This is a genomic window from Fangia hongkongensis FSC776 = DSM 21703 (assembly GCF_000379445.1).
GTDB lineage: Bacteria > Pseudomonadota > Gammaproteobacteria > Francisellales > Francisellaceae > Fangia > Fangia hongkongensis.
Genome location: NZ_KB902262.1, coordinates 25,701 through 46,085 on the forward strand (window position 1 = coordinate 25,701; position 20,385 = coordinate 46,085).

General features: G+C 38.3%; 20 protein-coding genes. 14 read left to right on the forward strand and 6 right to left on the reverse strand.

Features of this window, described 5'->3' with window-relative positions; all coding sequences use genetic code 11:
* Window positions 1-200: 200 nt before the first annotated feature.
* Window positions 201-1,007 (reverse strand): hypothetical protein, encoded by an 807-nt coding sequence (locus A37Q_RS0108420; protein ID WP_018299835.1) that lies wholly within the window; start codon window positions 1,005-1,007, stop codon window positions 201-203.
* A gap of 678 nt (window positions 1,008-1,685) precedes the next feature.
* Here A37Q_RS0108420 and A37Q_RS0108430 point away from each other — a divergent pair.
* Window positions 1,686-2,573, forward strand: a complete 888-nt coding sequence (locus A37Q_RS0108430) for a helix-turn-helix transcriptional regulator (protein WP_018299837.1) — start codon at window positions 1,686-1,688, stop codon at window positions 2,571-2,573.
* 89 nt (window positions 2,574-2,662) lie between these two features.
* Window positions 2,663-2,857, forward strand: a complete 195-nt coding sequence (locus A37Q_RS0108435) for a hypothetical protein (RefSeq protein WP_154648660.1) — start codon at window positions 2,663-2,665, stop codon at window positions 2,855-2,857.
* On the opposite strand, the gene A37Q_RS0108440 is transcribed toward A37Q_RS0108435, so the two are convergent.
* A complete protein-coding gene (locus A37Q_RS0108440) occupies window positions 2,854-3,513 on the reverse strand; it encodes a helix-turn-helix domain-containing protein (RefSeq protein WP_018299839.1) in 660 nt (219 codons plus the stop codon). The genes A37Q_RS0108435 and A37Q_RS0108440 overlap by 4 nt on opposite strands.
* A gap of 103 nt (window positions 3,514-3,616) precedes the next feature.
* Between A37Q_RS0108440 and A37Q_RS0108445 the strand changes: the two genes are divergently transcribed.
* Window positions 3,617-4,918, forward strand: coding sequence for a DUF5617 domain-containing protein (locus A37Q_RS0108445; protein WP_018299840.1), 1,302 nt, complete (start codon window positions 3,617-3,619; stop codon window positions 4,916-4,918).
* A 70-nt stretch (window positions 4,919-4,988) separates the two neighbouring features.
* Here A37Q_RS0108445 and A37Q_RS15060 read toward each other — a convergent pair whose 3' ends face one another.
* Both A37Q_RS15060 and A37Q_RS15065 read right to left on the reverse strand, forming a co-directional pair.
* Window positions 4,989-6,428, reverse strand: coding sequence for a peptide MFS transporter (locus A37Q_RS15060; RefSeq protein ID WP_018299841.1), 1,440 nt, complete (start codon window positions 6,426-6,428; stop codon window positions 4,989-4,991).
* A gap of 181 nt (window positions 6,429-6,609) precedes the next feature.
* Complete coding sequence (locus A37Q_RS15065; RefSeq protein ID WP_018299842.1) at window positions 6,610-7,080, reverse strand: hypothetical protein; 471 nt, start codon at window positions 7,078-7,080, stop codon at window positions 6,610-6,612.
* A 208-nt stretch (window positions 7,081-7,288) separates the two neighbouring features.
* Between A37Q_RS15065 and A37Q_RS0108460 the strand changes: the two genes are divergently transcribed.
* The 9 genes from A37Q_RS0108460 to A37Q_RS0108500 all read left to right on the forward strand — a co-directional run bounded on the left by A37Q_RS0108460 (window position 7,289) and on the right by A37Q_RS0108500 (window position 14,246).
* The gene (locus A37Q_RS0108460; protein ID WP_018299843.1) at window positions 7,289-7,666 is read left to right on the forward strand and encodes an ATP synthase subunit I; all 378 of its coding nucleotides are present in this window, start codon (window positions 7,289-7,291) and stop codon (window positions 7,664-7,666) included.
* A 23-nt stretch (window positions 7,667-7,689) separates the two neighbouring features.
* On the forward strand, window positions 7,690-8,475 hold the full coding sequence (gene atpB / locus A37Q_RS0108465; protein WP_018299844.1) for a F0F1 ATP synthase subunit A: 786 nt from the start codon (window positions 7,690-7,692) through the stop codon (window positions 8,473-8,475).
* An 80-nt stretch (window positions 8,476-8,555) separates the two neighbouring features.
* Window positions 8,556-8,861, forward strand: coding sequence for a F0F1 ATP synthase subunit B (locus A37Q_RS0108470; protein ID WP_018299845.1), 306 nt, complete (start codon window positions 8,556-8,558; stop codon window positions 8,859-8,861).
* A gap of 38 nt (window positions 8,862-8,899) precedes the next feature.
* A complete protein-coding gene (locus A37Q_RS0108475; protein ID WP_018299846.1) occupies window positions 8,900-9,370 on the forward strand; it encodes a F0F1 ATP synthase subunit B in 471 nt (156 codons plus the stop codon).
* A 15-nt stretch (window positions 9,371-9,385) separates the two neighbouring features.
* On the forward strand, window positions 9,386-9,922 hold the full coding sequence (locus tag A37Q_RS0108480) for a F0F1 ATP synthase subunit delta (RefSeq protein ID WP_018299847.1): 537 nt from the start codon (window positions 9,386-9,388) through the stop codon (window positions 9,920-9,922).
* A 21-nt stretch (window positions 9,923-9,943) separates the two neighbouring features.
* The gene (atpA, locus tag A37Q_RS0108485; protein WP_018299848.1) at window positions 9,944-11,485 is read left to right on the forward strand and encodes a F0F1 ATP synthase subunit alpha; all 1,542 of its coding nucleotides are present in this window, start codon (window positions 9,944-9,946) and stop codon (window positions 11,483-11,485) included.
* A 12-nt stretch (window positions 11,486-11,497) separates the two neighbouring features.
* Window positions 11,498-12,373: a F0F1 ATP synthase subunit gamma gene (gene atpG / locus A37Q_RS0108490; protein ID WP_018299849.1), complete on the forward strand. Its 876-nt coding sequence runs from the start codon at window positions 11,498-11,500 to the stop codon at window positions 12,371-12,373.
* A gap of 31 nt (window positions 12,374-12,404) precedes the next feature.
* The gene (gene atpD / locus A37Q_RS0108495) at window positions 12,405-13,781 is read left to right on the forward strand and encodes a F0F1 ATP synthase subunit beta (RefSeq protein ID WP_018299850.1); all 1,377 of its coding nucleotides are present in this window, start codon (window positions 12,405-12,407) and stop codon (window positions 13,779-13,781) included.
* 15 nt (window positions 13,782-13,796) lie between these two features.
* On the forward strand, window positions 13,797-14,246 hold the full coding sequence (locus A37Q_RS0108500; RefSeq protein WP_018299851.1) for a F0F1 ATP synthase subunit epsilon: 450 nt from the start codon (window positions 13,797-13,799) through the stop codon (window positions 14,244-14,246).
* A 5-nt stretch (window positions 14,247-14,251) separates the two neighbouring features.
* On the opposite strand, the gene A37Q_RS0108505 is transcribed toward A37Q_RS0108500, so the two are convergent.
* Together A37Q_RS0108505 and A37Q_RS0108510 are read right to left on the reverse strand one after the other, a co-directional pair.
* Complete coding sequence (locus A37Q_RS0108505) at window positions 14,252-14,827, reverse strand: DJ-1/PfpI family protein (RefSeq protein WP_018299852.1); 576 nt, start codon at window positions 14,825-14,827, stop codon at window positions 14,252-14,254.
* A gap of 122 nt (window positions 14,828-14,949) precedes the next feature.
* Window positions 14,950-15,783: a helix-turn-helix transcriptional regulator gene (locus A37Q_RS0108510; protein ID WP_018299853.1), complete on the reverse strand. Its 834-nt coding sequence runs from the start codon at window positions 15,781-15,783 to the stop codon at window positions 14,950-14,952.
* 241 nt (window positions 15,784-16,024) lie between these two features.
* Between A37Q_RS0108510 and A37Q_RS0108515 the strand changes: the two genes are divergently transcribed.
* Entirely contained in the window at window positions 16,025-19,516 is a 3,492-nt protein-coding gene (locus A37Q_RS0108515) for an Lcl C-terminal domain-containing protein (RefSeq protein ID WP_018299854.1), read from the forward strand.
* Window positions 19,517-19,673: 157 nt separating this feature from the next.
* Entirely contained in the window at window positions 19,674-20,258 is a 585-nt protein-coding gene (locus A37Q_RS0108520) for an Lcl C-terminal domain-containing protein (protein WP_018299855.1), read from the forward strand.
* The last annotated feature ends 127 nt before the right edge of the window (window positions 20,259-20,385 follow it).

A 20,385-nucleotide genomic window follows, 5' to 3' on the forward strand; every position in this document is an offset into this window, starting at 1 on the left:
CCACCCGCAAACCATTTCACCCTGTTTCTGCCATTGAATTTCTTGTTCTTTTGAGTCATCAGATATTGCTAATAGTCCCAGCTATTACCTGCAATCCAATGACTCAAAACTATCAAAAACTTCTTCAACATTAAACACCGAAAAATGATTTACGAGTGGTATAAGGGGGTATAAAAATGCCCGTTTTGGTTACATTTTGATTATATGTTTGTACTGTATAAAAAGGGCTGACTATCTACTTTAAGAAAGTAGCGCATTTTCTCATGCATTTTGCTAATTTTTACAACAAGTTCATATTTATTTGCACACTCAAAATGGTTACAAAAAAAACTGATAATTGATTCTACGGTTCGTGGTGATTTATTCAATATTTTACCAATTATTTTTGCGTCATAAAATCCGAAGTAAATGGCTTTAAAACATGCCATTTGCGTTGCATTAAAAGTATATTTTTCCTTTTTAGAGGCGCTTCTAAATAATCTAGTTGGCTTAAGGTGTTTGGTTATTTCAAATTGTTGAAAAATGGTTGGATATTCTGTGGAAAATTGTTTTTCAATGTGGTCCATGCATTGTTCTAATTGATTAATTTGATCATAGATGAACAGCTCAGCAGTTTTTGAAGTAAAGCAAAAAGATAATCTTGAGATGGAGCCATCTCTATTATGGCGGTGATAGATATACATATCTTGGTGGGATTGGATAGTGCTAATATAGGGGTAGTCGCCTTCGTCAAGGAAGTAAGGTTGTAATTGCTGATATTTAACTAATTTAGGGATGAGCAACAAATTTTCTCGGCAGGTTAAAGGTGACTTTTCACACCCTCCATCAAGCCAGATATCCATATGCTCATTCCAAAGAAAGGGTATAGCAATTACCTGTTCAGATGGGCTTATAAAAGAATAGGATACTTCTGATAGGGACAAGCTATCAATAAAGTGTTGAATAGATTTGTTTAAAACCCTATTGTATTTTGTATATCCAAAGGTTTGAATATCTTTTATTTCCATGTTTGTAATTCCTGATGTTTTGATGAAATATTTAATTTCTAAACTAATTTTGAGATGCTTAAGTCAGTTTTTATTTTGTTTAATGTGACCTGAGTCTACCAAGCTTTATATAGGAAGTTTCTGTAAGTCATGTGTGCTACATTAAGATCGCATGTGATGCTTATTTGTTCTCTAATCGTTGATATTGACGTGATCCCTATATATTTTTCCCCTAGATAGATATTGTGTTTTCGGCACCATTTTCTTACGGTTGCTTCGCTAAAGCCAAGCTTATTGGCAACGGCTGCGTAGCACTCACCCTTGCGAGAGAACTCTTGCAATATCATCTCAGGTTCCTGCGAATATAATATTTTTAATTTTTCTTCAAAACTAATGCTGCTATATTGATTCATAATAAAAGTAACTAATGCTGTTTTATGTTCAATGATTTTGAAGCGATAACCGGATTGTAAAGTGTATTATTTAGTTGAAATAGCGTAAAACTACGTGAAATGAGATGGATTTGCTCAAGGAGTTGTTCATATTATACGCCACCATATTGATTGTTTTATAAGCATCTATATTTCCTTTTTTTCCGATTCTCTGTTAGAATTCCCTTCTAACTTTAACTTACGTAGTTATTTTTAGCGTATACGAAGTTACATACTGATCATAATTTTCATAGGGGTGTGCGCAAAAGTGCTTTTTTCAAAACAGCGTATCTGGGTAGAAGCTATTGAGTCGTTTAATATGCAAAATTACTTGCTTGAAATGCAAGCGCTATTTGGATTTATCGGCGTCGATTATGCCGTTATTAATGAAGATTATAGCTGGTGTGTGCCATTGTCTATACATCCTTATGCTAAACGATTTCATTTTGATAAAAGTTACCGCTTTCAAGATCCGTTTCATGATGGCAGTCAGATTTCTTATTTGCCGCGAATATGCTCCTTAAGAGACTTTCAGTTTGATGGTTGGAAATCTCTGTTTCAGCCTGAAAAAGCGACTGGTATGCCGTGCTATCCAATTTCTTATGTCTTGCCAGATAGAGAAGCGATGACTTACTATCGTTTTGTATTTTATTTTGATAGCGTTCATGCTGTTTCAAAACTCTATCTTAGATTGCATTTGCTTTTGGAGAAGTTAACAGTAATTATCCCTAAAATGTCTATCTATTTAGCGCATCATTTTGACCTTTTCTCTATCCCGCAAAGCGCTCTTTCCTCTCTTGAGCTTTCACCAGATTGGTATGACTATGATGAAAATAAGCTAGCTGTGAATATGAGCGAACTTACTTTAAATGAGCAAAAGTTATTTTACCTTTTCTCTAAAAGTATGGATGATAGAAGAGAGATTGCTTCTAAGTTAAATATTTCGCTTCGTAGTGTTGAGAACATTATATCAAAATTAAAATCAAAACTTTCTTTTGAAACGACAGAAGAGTTGAAGCACTTTGCGAAAGCCTACTCAGTACTTTATAATACTGATACTATTCCCTCCGTGGATAAAGCTGATTGTTCAAAGGATAATGTGTCTTTATGCTTTTTAGGTGAGGAGGAAAACACGTCCATGACGTATGAGCACTAGTTTTTAGCGCTAAAAAGCGCTGTTTCTTCTATCGCATTAGTAAGTGCTTTGGTATAATGCGCTTTAGTGTAACTTATGCAGCAGAGATAATGACAAAAGATGGTCTGATCGGGAAGGTTTTAAGCAGTGAGAACGTTGAAGTGGAAGTGATTTCTAATGCTGCTAGTATTGAGCGTATCAAAAAGCATTTCTTTCAGTTGTCATCGACTAATAGAAATACATACACAATAATGGATGCGCTTGAAAGTAAAGGTGATATTTTTAATGATAAGGCGCCTCGCTAGACTTTGGCGCTACTAAGAAAGCATGTATTGTTGTTTTGTCTTTGTTGAGCATTAAATTGGTTTTCTAAAATTTGAAGACTTTTTTCATTTAGCCAGTTGCCTTTGTGGAAGTAACTTGCCAGTTGTATAAAGTCAAAAACTTCAAATGTGGCATAAATATTTTGAATGATGCTTCTAATTGAGGAGCCGGCGCGATGCGTTCTTTTTTCAATTTCTTGATTCGTTAAGCCATGGCATTTTAAAGTGAGAACATAAAAGTTGAGCGGTGATATTGTTATAGGTTTAAAATAATTATGAATGGTGATTACTTTTCCATCCCAAGAAATTGCATTTTTACGTAGTTTGAAATAAAAGCCGATAATTCTAGCATGTGACAGATTAACGTACTTACGCGTAGTAATGACTGGGGAGGCTCCTTTGTCATGTATATAGCGTAGCTCCTTTTGTATGCTAACACCTCTAGTAATGCATGCTGTACGTTCGCCAATAGCGTAGAATCTATCGTAGAATGGCTTAAGCTCAATAATCTGATTTTCTAACCTTCCGGTAATTAATTTATCATTGTCGTAACCCAGATCCTCTAAATATTGCTCATTGACGGTGATAAATTTACCATCTCTATTTTTCTCAAAGTATCCAATTTGCTTCCAATCCATATTATTCCCCATTACTAAATACCTAATGTATCCAGAGAGTCTTCATGGTACTGTGCAAAAAAGACAAATAATATCGTAAATTTACTATACACACATCAGTTTGATGAATATTAATCACTGGTATTGCAGTAGTTGGATTTTTGCAGTAAGGGAGCGTCAATTTGATGAAATGCTAAATGTAAAGATGGTCATTGTCGCGCTATCAAGCATAATGCTTTGCACTTATTCTGAAAATTTTGAAAAGGGAAGTATTATGTCAAACTACCAGATTACAGTTGAAAATATTAGTGTGGGAACAGGCCAACCTGTTAAAGGCTATAAACTACTCAAAGATGATGTTGCAGTTGAGATTAATAAGTTAAATGCGGTGAGGACTATTAATGAGAGTACAGTAATCGATAGGAGTTTTTTGAGATATGCTGCGGTTTTCAATAATGCTAAAAAAGTCATTAGTGATTATGAGGGAGTCATTAAGAAGCTGAGGGAAGAATTTGACACTAGTTCTGATACCTTAACAATAGGTGCTGGTGTGCAATATAGTCATCAAGATTTTTCAAACATTCCTGCAAAAAAAGTTTTACGTCAATACTCACATCTTGATCCTTTAAAAAATTATATGGATCAAGAGCCATTATTATTACAGATCATAAAACAAACCCTAAAAAATCAAACCCAAAAGATTAATCAGGCAGATCAAGAGACTTTAGGAACGGACAATAGCGTGAATAATGGAGGCGAACATCTAAATGATCAAGAATTTTTGTTTGAGGCGTGTGCTTTATCTCTATTTAGTGTCAATAATAAGTCGGTTGAAGGCAGTCAAATTGAAATATCTATAGAGAATGAGCAATTAAAATTAACTTTGGGTGATCAGATTGAGAGGTGGGAGTTATACCGAGATAGGTTCAAAGAAGCGTGGGAGAATATTAAGTCATTGGAAATTGGCAATGATTTTGCGCGATATTGTAGTAAAGACAGAGTATTGGAACGATATAAAAATTTAATTAAGGATAAAGGAGACAGTTTTTTTGAAAAGCCGTTAGAGAGTTATTTGGAGTTAAGGAAGAGTGTTTTGAGAGATCTTAAACTTCAATATGCTCAAGGGGATTGGAAGGCTAAGTCGCAAGCTAAGCTAAAAGAGTATTGTGAGGATGGGCAGGGGGTTAAGGCGTTTTTTAAAGGGAACTGGAATCGCCATCATGTCAAAGATGTAGAAGAATTTATTAATAAAGATGCCTCGGCTATGGAGTATAGTGATATGAAAAACTTTTATAACCAGTTAACAGAAAAGATTAACTTTAATAAAAGTGGCACAATAGAGAAAATATTTACTGGCATATTTCAAGAGTACAAAGATAAAGTTCAGACTCAGGGTAAAGCTGGAGACATGAAAAAAGAAGTGTAAGAACACTTCAAGGGTAAGTCAGTCTGAGTCCTTAGATAAAAAGTCTAGAGGAGCTGGTTTATGTTTGTTATTACTTCTCAGTAAGTGATTTTAAATAAGGAACAAGAAGAAGGCTGATAATGGCAGCAATAAGTGAAATTAAGGCAAAATAGCCAAAGCCTGATTCGTATATTTTTGAAGCCTCCAATGTGCTACTGCCATTTGGAACCGCAACAAAAACACCTAGAAATCCACTGACAGAAAAAGCAGCTGTTTGTGATAAGAACCACATGCCCATCATCATGCCTGTATAGCCCTTTGGTGATAAGACGGTAATCATCGCTAAGCCGACAGGGGAGATTAATAGCTCGCCAGTTGTTTGTAAAAAATAGCTAAGCACAAGCCAGCCTGAGGCGGTAATGCCATTGGTATTAAAATAACTGATTCCAAACCAAAGTACAGCAAATCCCAAAGTCATCAACCAAATGGCATAGCTGAATTTCAGTGCAATTGACGGGTTTAAGCCTTTTTTGCCAAGTTTAACCCATAGTAGCGCTAATATCGGTGTTAGGACGATAATGAAAAAAGGATTAAAGAATTGGGTGTTTTCTGCTGTGATAGGGATCCCTAAAAATGATTGCTCCATGTTTCTATTTGCAAAGAGCATCAGTGAGCCAAATGTCTGATTATACAGCGCCCAAAAAGCAATTGAGATAAATATCAAAATCAAGCATGCCAGCATTTTTCGTTTGGCGTCCTTCTCTAAAGTAAAAAGAATAAAAATCGTGTAGAGAGAAAAAAGCACAGTCCCGATAATCACAACGAGATTAAGGACAATGGGCGCTTTAAATAATAAAAAGGCAGCAATGATCAAAATCAATGAAAGTGCTGCGGTAAGTAGCCATTTTTGTGCGCCAGTCACTTTTTTGCTTTTTGAGGCTTCTTTATTGAGTTTTTCGCGATAGTGTTTTTTGCCTAGCTGAAAGGTAATCAAGCTTAATAGCATTCCAATAGCAGCAACAATAAAACCAAAATGCCAGCCATATTTGGCAACGACAACGCCAATAAAAAGTGATGGCAGTAAAGCGCCGATATTAATCCCCATATAAAAAATGGTAAAACCGCCATCGCGTCTGGAATCATTTTGTTGATATAAATCGCCCACAATGGAAGATACATTGGGTTTGAAATAGCCATTGGCTGTGATAACAATGGCTGCGCCTAGAATAAAGTACCAATATTCAGGCAAAGCCATACATAAGTAGCCAATCGCAAAAAGCACGCCACCGAGTAAAATAGAACGCTGATAGCCTAAAAGCTTGTCTGCCATCATTCCACCAATAACAGGTGTTAAATACATAAGTGAATTAATGCCAGAGACGGTTAGTAGTGCATCGGTGTCAGAGAATTTAAGTCCTTGGGTAAGATATAACGCTGCGATGGTTTGTATGGTATAGAAGCCAAAGCGCTCCCACATCTCTGTCATAAAAAGCCAATATAAACCCGTTGGCTGTGTTTGTGATGTTGTCATTTTTTGCCTGTGCTTAATTATTATTGGTAGGTAACTTAAATAATAAGAAGGATGTTATACTACCGTATTTTCTAGGCTTTTTGCTACAGAAAAGAGATTAAAATACTCATACAAAGTAACTCTACTAATCCAAGCTGAAGTATGTGTGCGAGAAATCTGTTTTAAGGTTAAATAGTTGGTGTTAGTTCCAAAGATAGCAGTACTCAGTATTACCGGTTAAAGAACTGCCGCCGTCGACTTTTAAATATCCAGTTGGTCCTGATGCGTTATCTCCACAGTTTGTATGAACCCAGTGTATGCCAACATCTCCTCCAGTATATAGCTCACCACACATTTCAACTTGTGCGCCCACTTGAATTTGATTGGAAAAGCTATTGGGAATAGAGTTGCCTTTTGTGCTGTCATAGTCATTTGCAAATACATTATCAACAGCCACATCATATGTCTTCCCATCACTGCCTTTAAGCGAAAAATGTGTATGGGATAACTCTACACCCTTTTTTGAGTAGCCATCTTGATAGCTAGGGGCGCTTGTGACAGTGCCACTTAGAAAAGCGGCCTCTTTTCCTGTGCAATCATTGCTGGTAGCGTTAGCAAATGTAAATGATGTTATAAGCGCGGCAAAAGCAAAATAGAGGATTCCCTTGTTCATATTATTCCTATTTGTTTTATTTAACTGCAAGTTGCAAATTACACTGATGCTGATCAAGGGTCAATATCTGTTATGCAGCAATTCAATGGGCTTGATTTTTGTTGTTATTTTACATAAAAAGCCTGTGGAAAAATGATGCGTTTTTGCTTGCACCTTCAGCAAGGTAACTATATACTGCTTGGCGTAAATTTACCGGATTAACGAGACGATGCTAGCAAACAGAAAACTCTACAAAAAGCACTTTTTTGCTTTCCAAATACTCCTTGTGGTATTGGGTAGTCTAATCTGTTTTTTATGGGGAAAAAGCTACGCACTTGGTTTTTTTCTTGGCTCGATTTTAATGTTTATCGCCAATGTTGTTTTCCTATTAAGATTGTTTTTACGCAAATCACAATACCACCCGATGAAAGAGGTGTGTATCTTATATGCTTGTGAATTCGCCAAGCTAGTACTTGTTGCTATTGGCACCGTATTGATTGCAATTTATATACAGCCTAAGTTTTTACCTTATATTATAGGGCTATTGGTATTGCAGTTAGCTATGTGGTTTATGCCACTATTTATGAAATTAACACACCTTAAGTAATAAACCAGAGAAAGAGAAAGAGTATGGCAGCAGGAGAACTATTAACTTCTTCAGAATATGTAAAACATCACTTGCATCACTGGCAAATTAGCCTCGGTGATTCGGCTTTTTGGACGCTTAATGTTGACACTTTGATTGTCAGTGCTGCATTAGGTGTTATTTTCTTAGCCCTCATGTACATTGGTGCAAGAAAGGCAACATCGGGTGTGCCCGGAAAGTTTCAAAATGGGGTTGAGGCTATTTGTGAATGGATCGATAACTCAGTTGCAAGCACTTATCAGCATAAACGTGATTTTGTCACGCCACTTGCAATTACCATTTTTATCTGGGTGTTATTGATGAACTTTATGGATTTGATTCCAGTTGATCTTGCAGGGTGGTTAATTGCAACGATAAGCGGTAATGACGCGTATTTCAGAATTGTGCCAACCGCAGATGCAAATTTAACTTTTGCATTATCCATTAGTGTCTTTTTACTTATTATATTTTATAACCTCAAATCAAAGGGTGCTTTTGGCTTAACGAAAGAGTTATTTAGTGCGCCATTTGGCATTTGGATGTTTCCGCTTAATATCGCCTTTCGTTTGATTGATGAAATTGTCAAACCACTTTCTTTGTCACTTCGACTTTACGGGAACTTATTTGCTGGCGAGCTTATCTTTATTTTGATTGCTTTGTTACCATGGTGGATTCAGTGGACACTCGGTGGCCTTTGGGCAATCTTCCATATTCTTGTGATTGTGATTCAGGCATTTGTCTTTATGATGTTGACAGTTGTCTACTTGAACTTGGCGCAAGATGATCATTAAGTAAGAATAATTAGCAATAATTGAATAATCAGTTTTAACCATAACCATTAAAAAATAAAAGAAACCAGAAGGAGAATAAAATGGAAATGTCACTACAAGTATTAGGTCAACTTAACGGATTGACAGCAATTGCTGTTGCATTATTGATTGCATTACCTGCATTAGGTACGGCAATTGGTTTTGGTGTGTTAGGCGGTAAATACTTGGAAGGGGTTGCACGTCAACCTGAATTAAGCGGAATGTTACTTGGCCGTATGTTCATCGTGGCGGCGTTTGTGGATGCGTTTGCTGCAATTTCAATTGCGATTGGTTTCTTAGTATTATATGCAAACCCGCTAGCAATTACTGGCTTGACTGAAGCGGCAACAAAAGCACTTGGCGCATAATTTGACTATAAGTATGAACTTATCCCCAAGGAGAAATCATGGATATTAATATTACCCTAATTGGCCAAATGATCACATTTGCCATATTTGTGGGCTTTACCATGAAATTTGTCTGGCCACCACTTAGAAAAGCGATGGAAGAGCGTAAAGCGAAAATCGCTGACGGTCTAGCTTCAGCAGATCGTGCTGAGAAAGAGCTTGAAGTGGCGCGTCGTAAGGCAAATGAAGTCGTCCAAGAAGCAAAAGCGCAAGCGACTAAAATCATTGAACAAGCAAATATGCGTGCGATGCAAATTGATGAAGAAGCAAAAGAAGCGGCTCGTGTTGATGCTGAGAGAATTAGAAAAGCAGCAAATGATGAAGCTGAAACACAAATGCGTGCAATGAAGCAGCAGCTTAGAAAAGAAGTGGTTTCTATTGCAATTCAAGGTGCTGAGAAATTGATACATAAAAATATCGATATGACAACCAATAACCAGCTCTTAGAAGAGATGGCAGCTGAGCTTTAGCGAAAGAGGTAAACTATGGCGGACATGACATATATAGCAAGACCATATGCCCGCGCAGCCTATGAATTTGCACGCGATAAAAAAGAAGTGAACAAGTGGACTGGTATGTTGTTGAATTTGGCTGAGTGTATTGAAAATCAGTCAGTTCAAGCGCTTATCGATGACCCTAACTATGCACAAAGTGAAGTGGCTCGATTTGTTATATCAGTATTAGATGAGTCACTCGATCAGCATGCTAAAAATTTCATTTTAGTTGTTTCAGAGCATAATCGTTTGGCGGTAATTCCGTGGATATATGCACTTTTCTTGCAATATAAGGCAGAAGATGAGAAAGCAAAAACAGCAAAAATCACTACTGCGTTTGAAGCGACTGATCAAGATATTGAAAAATTAAAGCAGCAGCTTGAAAAGAAATATAACTGTGCAGTACAAGTTGAAACAGCTGTTGATACGGCGCTTATAGGCGGTGCAATTATTGAGATAGGTGATGTGGTTATCGATGGTTCGATCAAAGGCAGACTCGATAAGCTGCAGCATGTATTACAAGCTTAAAAAACATTAGGAAGAAAGCATATGCAACTAACTTCAGCAGAAATTAGTGGATTGATAAAAGAAAGAATTGAAAAGTTTGATAATGCGCCTGAAACAAAGACTGAAGGTACAATTGTCAGCGTTTCAGATGGTATTATCCGTATTCATGGATTAAATGATGTTGCCTCTGGAGAGATGATTGAGCTTCCAGGAGGCGTTTATGGTTTGGCGCTTAACTTAGAGCAAGACTCAGTAGGTGCTGTTGTCTTAGGTGATTATGAGCAAATTCAAGAAGGTCAAAAGGCTTATTGTACAGGGCGTATTTTAGAGGTTCCTGTTGGTGAGGCGCTTTTGGGCCGTGTTGTTGATGCGCTTGGTAACCCGATTGATGGCAAAGGTGATATTAAAACAACAACAAGCTCGCCTATTGAAAAAGTCGCTCCTGGAGTGATTTGGCGTCAATCAGTTGATCAGCCTGTACAAACAGGAATTAAAGCGATTGACTCAATGGTTCCAATTGGTCGTGGCCAACGTGAGCTTATTATTGGGGACAGACAAACAGGTAAAACAGCGGTTGCTCTAGATGCGATTATTAACCAGCGCGATACGGGTGTTAAATGTATCTATGTTGCTGTTGGGCAGAAAGCCTCTTCTGTTGCTGATGTTGTTCGAAAACTAGAAGAGCATGATGCTTTAGCGCATACGATTATCGTTGCGGCAAATGCAGCAGATTCAGCTGCACTTCAGTATCTGGCACCATATGCAGGTTGTGCAATGGGTGAGTATTTCCGTGATCGCGGTGAAGATGCACTGATTATTTATGATGATTTAACAAAACAAGCATGGGCGTATCGTCAGATTTCACTTCTACTTCGTCGTCCACCTGGCCGTGAAGCTTACCCCGGTGATGTTTTCTATCTTCATTCTCGTTTGCTTGAGCGTGCTGCACGCGTTAATGCAGAGTATGTTGAAAAAGCGACTAATGGTGAAGTAAAAGGTAAAACAGGTTCACTGACTGCATTGCCAATTATTGAAACACAAGCAGGGGATATCTCAGCATTTGTTCCAACAAACGTAATTTCCATTACTGATGGTCAGATCTTTTTAGAAACTGATTTATTTAATGCGGGTATTCGCCCTGCAATTAATGCGGGTAACTCGGTCTCTCGTGTTGGTGGTGCCGCGCAAACTAAGATTATTAAAAAGCTTGGTGGTGGGATTCGTCTTGCACTTGCGCAATATCGTGAATTGGAAGCGTTCTCGCAGTTTGCCTCTGATCTAGATGATGCAACACGTGCACAGTTAAAACGTGGTGAGCGTGTGATGGAGCTAATGAAGCAAAAACAATTCCATCCGCTTAGCATCGCAAAAATGGCATTGTCGCTTTATGCTGCTGACAAAGGGCACTTAGATGATCTTGAGCTAAATAAGGTCATTAGCTTTGAAAGTGCGCTACATGCTTTTGCTGAAAGCCAATATCGTGAGTTTATGGATGAGATAAACGCACATTGTAATTATAATGATGAGATTGCTGCAAAATTAGAGCAAATCATTAAAGAGTGTAAAGAGACACAGTCTTGGTAATAGGAGGGCGTTATGTCTGGTAGTCGTGAGATTCGTACCAAGATACACAGCGTTAAAAATACACAAAAGATCACGCGTGCGATGGAGCTTGTTGCGGCAAGTAAGATGCGTAAAGCCAGAGATCGCATGGAAGAGGCGCGTCCTTATGCAGTGCATGCAAAAAATATCATCGCGCACATTACTCGCGCGAGTATGGAATATTTGCATCCTTATTTTCAAAAGCGTGAAGTTAAACGTGCTGGAATTATCGTTATTTCAACCGATCGTGGGCTTTGTGGTGGTCTTAATATCAACTTGTTTAAAGCAGTAGTTAAAGCCATTCAGCAATATCAGGCTGATAAAGTTGAAGTTAATCTTTGCTTGATTGGTGTCAAAGCTGAGAGCTTTTTTAAGCGCTTATCAGGCGTGAATGTTATCTCTGCTGCGAACTTTCATAATGGTGATGATGCTCTGGCGTCGATTACAGGTGCAGTTACGGTAATGATTGAAGCATTTGATAATGGCACGATTGATGAGCTGGATTTATTTAGCAATAAGTTTGTTAATACCATTCGTCAAGAGCCAACCAAAGAGCAGCTTTTGCCTATCGCTGAAATGCACGATGAAAAAGCCGAAGAGAATATGGCGGCACGCTGGGATTATATTTATGAGCCAGGTGCAAAACGTGTGTTAGATGTTTTGTTGGTGCGTTATATTGAATCGCAAGTTTATCGTGGTGTCGTTGAGAATTTAGCCTGTGAGCAAGCAGCAAGAATGTTGGCGATGAAAAATGCGACTGATAATGCCGGTGAGATTATTGATGAGCTGAAATTGAAATACAATAAAGCACGTCAGGCAGTCATTACACAAGAGCTGGCAGAGATTGTATCGGGTGCGGCAGCAGTATAAAAGTTTTAGTATTTGAAATGAGGATATAAAAATGAGTATGGGAAAAATTAGCCAGATTATTGGCGCAGTCGTTGATGTTAGTTTCCCGAGAGATCATGTGCCTAAGGTGTATGATGCTCTAATCGTAGAAGAAACTGGCTTAACGCTGGAAGTACAGCAAGAAATTGGCGATGGCGTAGTGCGTTGTATCGCGATGGGTGCTTCTGATGGTTTAAAGCGTGGTCTTGATGTTAAAAACACAAATGCACCTATTTCAGTGCCAGTTGGGCATGGTACTTTGGGGCGTATTATGGATGTGCTTGGTAATCCAATTGATGAGGCAGGTCCAATTGAATGTGATGACAAGCAGCCTATTCACAAGCGTCCACCGTCATTTGAAGATCAAGCCTTAAGTGCTGAGATTCTAGAGACAGGGATTAAGGTAATTGACTTAATCTGCCCATTTGCAAAAGGGGGTAAAGTTGGTCTATTTGGTGGTGCAGGTGTTGGTAAAACCGTTACTATGATGGAGTTTATTAATAACATCGCCAAAGAGCACAGCGGCTTTTCTGTATTTGCAGGGGTTGGTGAGCGTACACGTGAAGGAAATGATTTCTATCATGAAATGAAAGATTCCAACGTACTTGATAAAGTATCTTTGGTATATGGTCAGATGAACGAGCCACCGGGTAACCGTTTGCGTGTTGCGTTAACAGGTTTGACGATTGCTGAGAGTTTCCGTGATGAGAACCGTGATGTATTGATGTTTATTGATAATATCTACCGTTATACATTGGCAGGAACAGAAGTATCTGCACTTTTAGGTCGTATGCCTTCAGCTGTGGGTTATCAGCCAACACTTGCTTATGAAATGGGTGTGCTGCAAGAGCGTATCACTTCTACAAAAACAGGTTCCATTACTTCTGTGCAAGCAGTATATGTTCCAGCGGATGACTTGACAGATCCATCACCTGCGACAACCTTCTCACATTTGGATGCAACGATTGTATTATCGCGTCAAATTGCTGAGCTTGGTATTTACCCTGCGGTGGATCCACTTGATTCTACTTCACGCCAGTTAGATCCATTAGTGGTTGGTCAAGAGCATTATGAAGTGGCGCAAAAAGTGCAAGAAACATTGCAGCGTTATAAAGAGCTGAAAGATATTATTGCAATTTTGGGGATGGACGAGCTATCAGAAGAAGATAAGCTCACTGTTTCCCGTGCACGTAAAATCCAGCGCTTTTTATCTCAGCCTTTTCATGTGGCAGAAGTATTTACCGGTAATCCGGGTAAATATGTTCCACTTAAAGATACAATCGCAAGCTTTAAAGCAATTGTTGAGGGTGAATATGATCATTTACCTGAACAGGCATTTTATATGGTTGGTAGTATTGAAGAGGCGATTAAAAAAGCAGAGTCACTTTAATAGAGGGTCAAGCTTATGTCTGATAAATTAATAAAAGTTGATGTGGTGAGTCAAAAAGGCTCTATCTATAGTGCTGATGCCAAGATGGTGAATTTGCGTGGTGATGAAGGTGAGATGGGTATTTCCTATGGTCACACACAACTGCTGTCAACTTTACCTGCGGGTGTTGTCCGTATCGAGCGTGAAGGCGAGCAAGATACTTTGTTTGTCTCAGGCGGTATTGTTGAAGTGCAGCCACATCAAGTGATTATTCTTGCTGATGTGATGGAGCGTGCTAAGGATTTAAATGAAGCTGCTGCTGAAAAAGCACGTCAACAAGCCGAAGAAGCATTGAATAAAGCCAAAGGTGAAAGTAAAGTGGATGCAGAAGAAGCGCGTAGAATGCTCTCTGAAGCTGAAGCACGCTTAAAAGCGCTTAAAATTCTTAAAGGTGTTAATGCTTATTATTCTGATAGTGATCACTAACGCTATCAAATAACTTTCTTAAATAATGGATGGGTATAGATTTTATTCAGCCATGCATAAAGCCCTGGAAATTCAGTCCCTAAGACAAAAAAATCATCGACAACAACGCTTTCAAAGTCTCTTCTTTTCCAGTGTGCGCCAGCAAGTTTTGCTTCGGCTTCACAGACGGGGTTTCCTGTTACGTTATAGCCTTTCATTTTTCCTGTTGCAAATAAAATTTGGCTACCACGGCAAATAGCGGTTGTCAGTTTTTTATTGTCAATAAAATCTGAAGTAACCGCTTGAATGGTTGGGTTGTTTCTAAGTGTTTCGCAAGCTCTGCCGCCCGGCAGCAACAACATATCATATTCATCTGGATCGACGCTGTTAAGCCCAACATCAATCTTAAAGCGATGCCCTGCCCATTCGGTTACGGCTTGATATTTTGGGTTAAGGTCATGAATGCAGGTTGTAATGTAATCACCATCGGCTTTTCCTGTGGTTGTTGTGTGGACAGTATGCCCCAGTGCCCTAAAAAAATGATAGGGTACCGCGAGTTCATAGTCTTCAGACCAATCACCACAAATGCATAGAATATTCATATTTAGCTCTCCTTGAATAGTTGCACTTTAAATTGTAGATAGGATCTGTAAATTTGCCATATGGGGGATGTGTTTTTATGCATGTATGCTGTGGGTTTGATGGATATATTTCATTTCTATAGTTATTGCAATTGTAATTGATTCAAAATACTATTTCTGATCACTGAGTGTAGAGTATGTATTTTTGCAATTAATTCTTCTTTGCTTTGGCACATTAACTTTTCTCTTAGGTTGAGAATAATGCCGTCTATGGTGCGATTTGATAAATGAGCATGCCATGCAATATCTTTGTTTTTATAGATTCCAGCATAGATTAGTTTAAGCACTTTAAGCTCTGAATGATTAAGCTTAAACTGGCTTGTAATGGATTGATCAAGCAAATAAATGATATTATTTGTAGTATCACAGAAGTTTATAGCATTGGTTATATTAAATGCATGGTAGTGCTCTAAGTTATTTATTAATGTTTGGTATATAGCATCTAACGCCGTATCTAAATAACATTTATAGGCTAAAAGAAATTCGGTAAATCCTCTATCTTTGAGTTCAAAATATAAAGAAATAATGCCACCATCAAGCTGATACCTATGATATCCCCAAGGGTGAAGCATGTTTGGTGTCCGCTTTGAAATGGCTTCAAAATAATCAGTTTGTAAATAAGATTGGTAGTTTGGTATATAGGTGAAAATATCAGAAGAGAAAGAGCTCTGAGGAAGCTTTAACCTTGCTGTGTAGCTGAAGTTAGGCATGTTTTGCACAATGAGTGACTGTGCCCAAATTTCTTCCATTATGCCATTTTCAAGGATCAAGTAAATCACTTCTCCTGTAGGTGTGTTGATGTATACAAAAAGAGAGCCAGTATAGCTAAGAGCAGCGAGTGGTTTTTGAAGTTGCCGCTTGAAGGAGGTGATAAGTTTATTGTTTGTGCTTTTTCTTATCTGGCTGATCTTATGCATTTGCTGGACTTTATTTAGTCAAAAATACCAAGCAACAAATAATATAATATATTTTATCCAATTAATAGAGTAGTTCTACGCGTATATTCAGGCAGTGTATCGTATTAAATACAGTAATAGATCGCTAAAAAATCAGAATGATATTCAATAGAATTGTAAATGAACTCTAGCTAATCAGCTTAAGTCTAATGGTTTACTGTCAAATATTAGGGAACATGATAAATAGGTATAAGGAGAGGGTATGAGAAGATATGATTGGATAGTTAAAAGTTTACCAATAGCAATTTGTGGGGCGTTGTTGTCGGCATGTGGCGGAGGAGGTGGATCAGGAGGATCTGACACTCCGTCTGCTGCGCAATATAACGTGGAATATCAAGCACCTGAAAGTGCTTTTGTGGGGGCTGGAGCACAACTGGATTTAATGGTATCTGACTCTAAAGAACAGATGCTTGCTATTAAATCGGCGCCGACAGGGAAATATGCCGTTGAGGTTACAGATAACCCTGCATTTATTGTAAGTAATGAATGCAAGGAAGTAACTTTGGGGCAGCCATGTAAAATAATGCTGTCGCTATCTGAGCAGGCAGAAAAGAAAAATATTTTTAAATTTATGGTTGTGTTACCAAATGGACAGAAAAAAAGCTACAGTCATGTTTTTCTAAAGAAGTCTGTTTTAACCAATGTTTCACAAGAGTCGGTGTTGCCAACAAAAAAGAGCAATGTGATTACGATAGTAAACAACTCTAGACAGTCAATGTATATTAATACACCCCAAGTTTTAGATGAAAATAATAAAGTACTATCTAATGTGAAGATAACACAAAACTCATGTCATGAGAAAATTCCTCCGTCATCCGAATGTCAATTTCATATTCAATCGGATGGCGTTGTTAAAGGGCAGTTGAAGCTTTTTTCTGCTTTGCCAATTATTAAGAGTTTATCGTTTTCAAATGTTGTAGTGAAATCAAATAATCTTGAGGGTGTCCCAGCTAATGCAGTTAGAGGAATGAGCTACCCATTTAGCTATTCTTTTACCAATACAAGTAGCCAGTTGCCTGCTACGAATGTAAGTTTTAGCAATAATTTCCCTAAAGGTGCTTATAGTTTTGATGAAAAAGAAAGTACGTGCTCCGGAATTAAAACCCTAGCGCCAAATGGAAGCTGTATTTGGAAAGGCGTATTTAACTCTGCCGCTGATGGTGATCAGCCGTTGTCTATCTTATTGAATTATGCAGAAGGCTCAAGTGTAGGATTAAATGTAAACTCCCATGTTGCAAGCGTATCCATAAGAGGAGAAAAGTTAGAGGATATTCCAGTTAATGTGCAAAAAAATAAGCATTATCCATTTGTTTATATGTTTACAAATACAAATGATGCTCTGACAGCAACAAACGTTAGTTTTACCCATGTTTTTCCAGAGAGTGAGTATACAATAGATCATATCAACAGCACATGTGAGGGTATCAAGACATTGGCGCCAAAGGCCTCTTGTGCATGGCAAGGTGTTTTTGAACCAAATGTTACTGGGTCTAAAGATCTGGTTGCAACACTTAGCTATCAAGGTGGTCAGGATGTGATATTGCATAGTCACTCAAATACCACGGAAGTTGAAGTTGCGGGACAAAAATTGAGGGATATACCTGAAAATGTTGCACAAGGAAGAGAGTATCCTTTTAATTATATTTTTACAAACCTGAGTCATCATTTTACAGCTAAGGGTGTTAGTTTTTCCAATGTGTTTCCAGCGGATTACCATATAGATGATGCTAATAGCAGCTGTAAAGGTATCACAGAGTTGGCGCCAGGGGCATCTTGCTCATGGCAGGGCAAGTTCAAACCAACTAAGACAGGTAATCAGGTGATAAGTTCGATGTTACATTATGAAGAAGGTGAAGATATCTTGTTAAGTAGTGCCTCTCAAGTTACGGGGGTTGTCGTAACGGCACAAAAGGCACAAGAGATACCAGAGAATGTTATTAAAGATAAAAGTTATCCGTTTCATTATATCTTCCAGAATACAAGTAAAACAACTAGTGCAACGAATGTGAGCTTTACACAAGATTTTCCAGGAGGTGAGTATGTGTTTGATGAGGCTGCAAGTACATGTATGAATATAAATGCGCTATCTGCGAATGCAACCTGTTCGTGGGTGGGTGTATTTACGCCTAAAACAAATGGAATAAAATCGCACAGCATGATATTGCACTACACAGAAGGAAAGGATGTTGAGTTAAATGCTTCTTCTGTTGTATCAGAGGTTGGGATAGGAGCCGATGAAATACTAGGAGTCCCTGTTAACACTAGTACGGGTAGTTCCTATCCTTTCAATTATGTGTTTACTAACTTAAGCAGTATACATAAAGCAACAGGTATCAGTTTTACCAATGTTTTTCCAGATGGCTTTACAGTGGATGCTGAAAAAAGTACTTGTTTAGGTATTAGTGAGCTCGCCCCTAATGCTTTATGCTCATGGCAAGGCACATTTGCACCTAATGTTGATGAGGATGCAGCTTGGAGTATAACTTTGCATTATCATCAAGGCGCTGATGTGCCTTTAAATAAGAGCACTACCTCATCTACTGTAGTGGTAGAGGGGAGTAAAACGAATGATTTACCAGCGAATATGGCTAAGGGTGTTACCTATCCATTTACTTATACCTTTATGAATTTAAATGAGTTTTATCCAGCAACGAATGTAAGCTTTACAAATCAGTTTCCAGATGGCGTAACTATTGATAAAGATAAGAGTACTTGTGATGGAATAACCGAGCTGAAAGCAAATCAGAGCTGCTCTTGGGTGGGTACTGTTACACCGGCACTTGAGACGTCTTCTTATGTTGTTAGCAGCACACTACATTATCAACAAGGGGATGATGTGTTAGTGCAATCAAACTCTCAAGTTAGCTCAGTTGCTATTAGCGTGACTAGTGCATACTCATCGAATATATATCAGGGCTATCCTTATTTCAATGCAGCAACTGGTCAGCAAGCAGAGGTAACCTCTAAATTTACAAACACAAGTAAGATACTTCCAGCGACTGGGATTTCATTGAGCTGGGATAATGCGCTTTATACACCAACAGGAACATGCTTGAGCCTTGCAAAAGACGAGCTTTTGCCAGGCGAATCCTGTGAGATAACTATATCATTTAATTCAGGAAATATGCCAAGCGTTAAAGGCGTATGGATAAAACTGTTATATAATGAAGGAAACTCCATTCTTGCTGGTTTACCTCTAGCAGTCAATTTGCCAACTGGACCAATTGCTGAGCATTTAACTCATCACTATAGCGGCTGGGCATGGCCTCGTAAGCCTCAACGTTTTACTAGGCTGCAGATTGCTAAAGGTGAGAAATGTCAGGGTGCTTTATATGATGCTTTAACTAATCTTGCATGGGCGAGAACCCCGAGTGTACCATATGACACATGGGGTGAGGCGAATCTTTTCGCTCAAGAATCTAACCTATGTGGTTACAATAATTGGCGCCTTCCAACAGTTAATGAATTGCTCTCGATTATACCATTTCAGGGTAATAAGAGCGTCAGAGACATTCTAGCGCAATATGGTTTTTACTTTTCTCAACAGGAAAGGTTATATACAGAGGAAACAAATGGCTATGATACTCACTATGTGGTTTTGTTACTCGATTCATACGCTGGTGATAGTACATACTTTCTGACTGATAATCCCCTAATGCTTGCCAAGGCACTTCTTGTTCGGGATGTCGGTTAAGTTCGCTGCAATCTTAACTGCTAGATGATTAAAAAATATATTAAAGGTATATTTTGATATTCATTTTGTTAGCAGTCTTCGGATGAGCATTTGCTGATTAAGTAACAGCTGTAATATCAATAAAATAAAAAAAGAGATGATTGATATGAGAATGAAAATGAAAATACATTTGATGAGCAAACTATTAATATTGTTTTGTGCTTTGCTAATAATTTATAGTAGAGGTTATGCACAGGAACACGCTTTTGCAGTGGTCCAAGCTTCAGGGCCGACAATTCAGGGATCGCCTAGTAGTTGGCCTGATCCACGGCTGGTTCCTTATATTGACCCTAATGGCAATGCCTGTCCTAAGCTGAAGTACGATAAGTTAACAGGGCTGGTATGGTATCCTTATGCTTTAGGTGATGGGGATTTTATATATCAAGATGCGGTTAATGAAGTGAATGGCCTAGCAAAAATATGTGGATGGAAGCTGCGTTTACCCACAGCATATGAGGCTGTTGGGCTTATAAATTATGAGGCTCAATTTCCTCTTCGCTATTTAGAAACAATGTTTGGCTTTCCTAGTGAATCGCTAAGTAACGGTACTTATATTTGGCTCTCTTCACACTTAGGCCCTAATACAACCTATTTACGTATGCTGCTATATAGTGGTTCGATCTATGTTGATGTCCATAAGGTCTATAGCAGAGCTGAGCTTCTGCTTGTTGCAGGCCCAACCAAAAATGGTTCGGCCACATAGGGTATTATCAATTTTGAGTCAACATAATCTTTGAAATAAGTGGGGGCATTTATTTCTTAGCATGATGATACGGTTTGTATCATTAAATTCCGTACCGATTGCAAAATTACAGAGATTATATACGATA

What these genes read in the sequence shown, in the direction of transcription:
- A37Q_RS0108515 (WP_018299854.1), top strand. Translation starts at nt 16,025, where the DNA reads ATGAGAAGATATGATTGGATAGTTAAAAGTTTACCAATAGCAATTTGT.
- atpD (WP_018299850.1), top strand. Translation starts at nt 12,405, where the DNA reads ATGAGTATGGGAAAAATTAGCCAGATTATTGGCGCAGTCGTTGATGTT.
- A37Q_RS0108475 (WP_018299846.1), top strand. Translation starts at nt 8,900, where the DNA reads ATGGATATTAATATTACCCTAATTGGCCAAATGATCACATTTGCCATA.
- A37Q_RS0108460 (WP_018299843.1), top strand. Translation starts at nt 7,289, where the DNA reads ATGCTAGCAAACAGAAAACTCTACAAAAAGCACTTTTTTGCTTTCCAA.
- A37Q_RS0108520 (WP_018299855.1), top strand. Translation starts at nt 19,674, where the DNA reads ATGAAAATACATTTGATGAGCAAACTATTAATATTGTTTTGTGCTTTG.
- atpG (WP_018299849.1), top strand. Translation starts at nt 11,498, where the DNA reads ATGTCTGGTAGTCGTGAGATTCGTACCAAGATACACAGCGTTAAAAAT.
- A37Q_RS0108480 (WP_018299847.1), top strand. Translation starts at nt 9,386, where the DNA reads ATGGCGGACATGACATATATAGCAAGACCATATGCCCGCGCAGCCTAT.
- atpA (WP_018299848.1), top strand. Translation starts at nt 9,944, where the DNA reads ATGCAACTAACTTCAGCAGAAATTAGTGGATTGATAAAAGAAAGAATT.
- atpB (WP_018299844.1), top strand. Translation starts at nt 7,690, where the DNA reads ATGGCAGCAGGAGAACTATTAACTTCTTCAGAATATGTAAAACATCAC.
- A37Q_RS0108470 (WP_018299845.1), top strand. Translation starts at nt 8,556, where the DNA reads ATGGAAATGTCACTACAAGTATTAGGTCAACTTAACGGATTGACAGCA.
- A37Q_RS0108505 (WP_018299852.1), bottom strand. Translation starts at nt 14,827, where the DNA reads ATGAATATTCTATGCATTTGTGGTGATTGGTCTGAAGACTATGAACTC.
- A37Q_RS0108500 (WP_018299851.1), top strand. Translation starts at nt 13,797, where the DNA reads ATGTCTGATAAATTAATAAAAGTTGATGTGGTGAGTCAAAAAGGCTCT.
- A37Q_RS0108420 (WP_018299835.1), bottom strand. Translation starts at nt 1,007, where the DNA reads ATGGAAATAAAAGATATTCAAACCTTTGGATATACAAAATACAATAGG.
- A37Q_RS0108440 (WP_018299839.1), bottom strand. Translation starts at nt 3,513, where the DNA reads ATGGATTGGAAGCAAATTGGATACTTTGAGAAAAATAGAGATGGTAAA.
- A37Q_RS15065 (WP_018299842.1), bottom strand. Translation starts at nt 7,080, where the DNA reads ATGAACAAGGGAATCCTCTATTTTGCTTTTGCCGCGCTTATAACATCA.
- A37Q_RS15060 (WP_018299841.1), bottom strand. Translation starts at nt 6,428, where the DNA reads ATGACAACATCACAAACACAGCCAACGGGTTTATATTGGCTTTTTATG.
- A37Q_RS0108445 (WP_018299840.1), top strand. Translation starts at nt 3,617, where the DNA reads ATGAATATTAATCACTGGTATTGCAGTAGTTGGATTTTTGCAGTAAGG.
- A37Q_RS0108435 (WP_154648660.1), top strand. Translation starts at nt 2,663, where the DNA reads ATGACAAAAGATGGTCTGATCGGGAAGGTTTTAAGCAGTGAGAACGTT.
- A37Q_RS0108510 (WP_018299853.1), bottom strand. Translation starts at nt 15,783, where the DNA reads ATGCATAAGATCAGCCAGATAAGAAAAAGCACAAACAATAAACTTATC.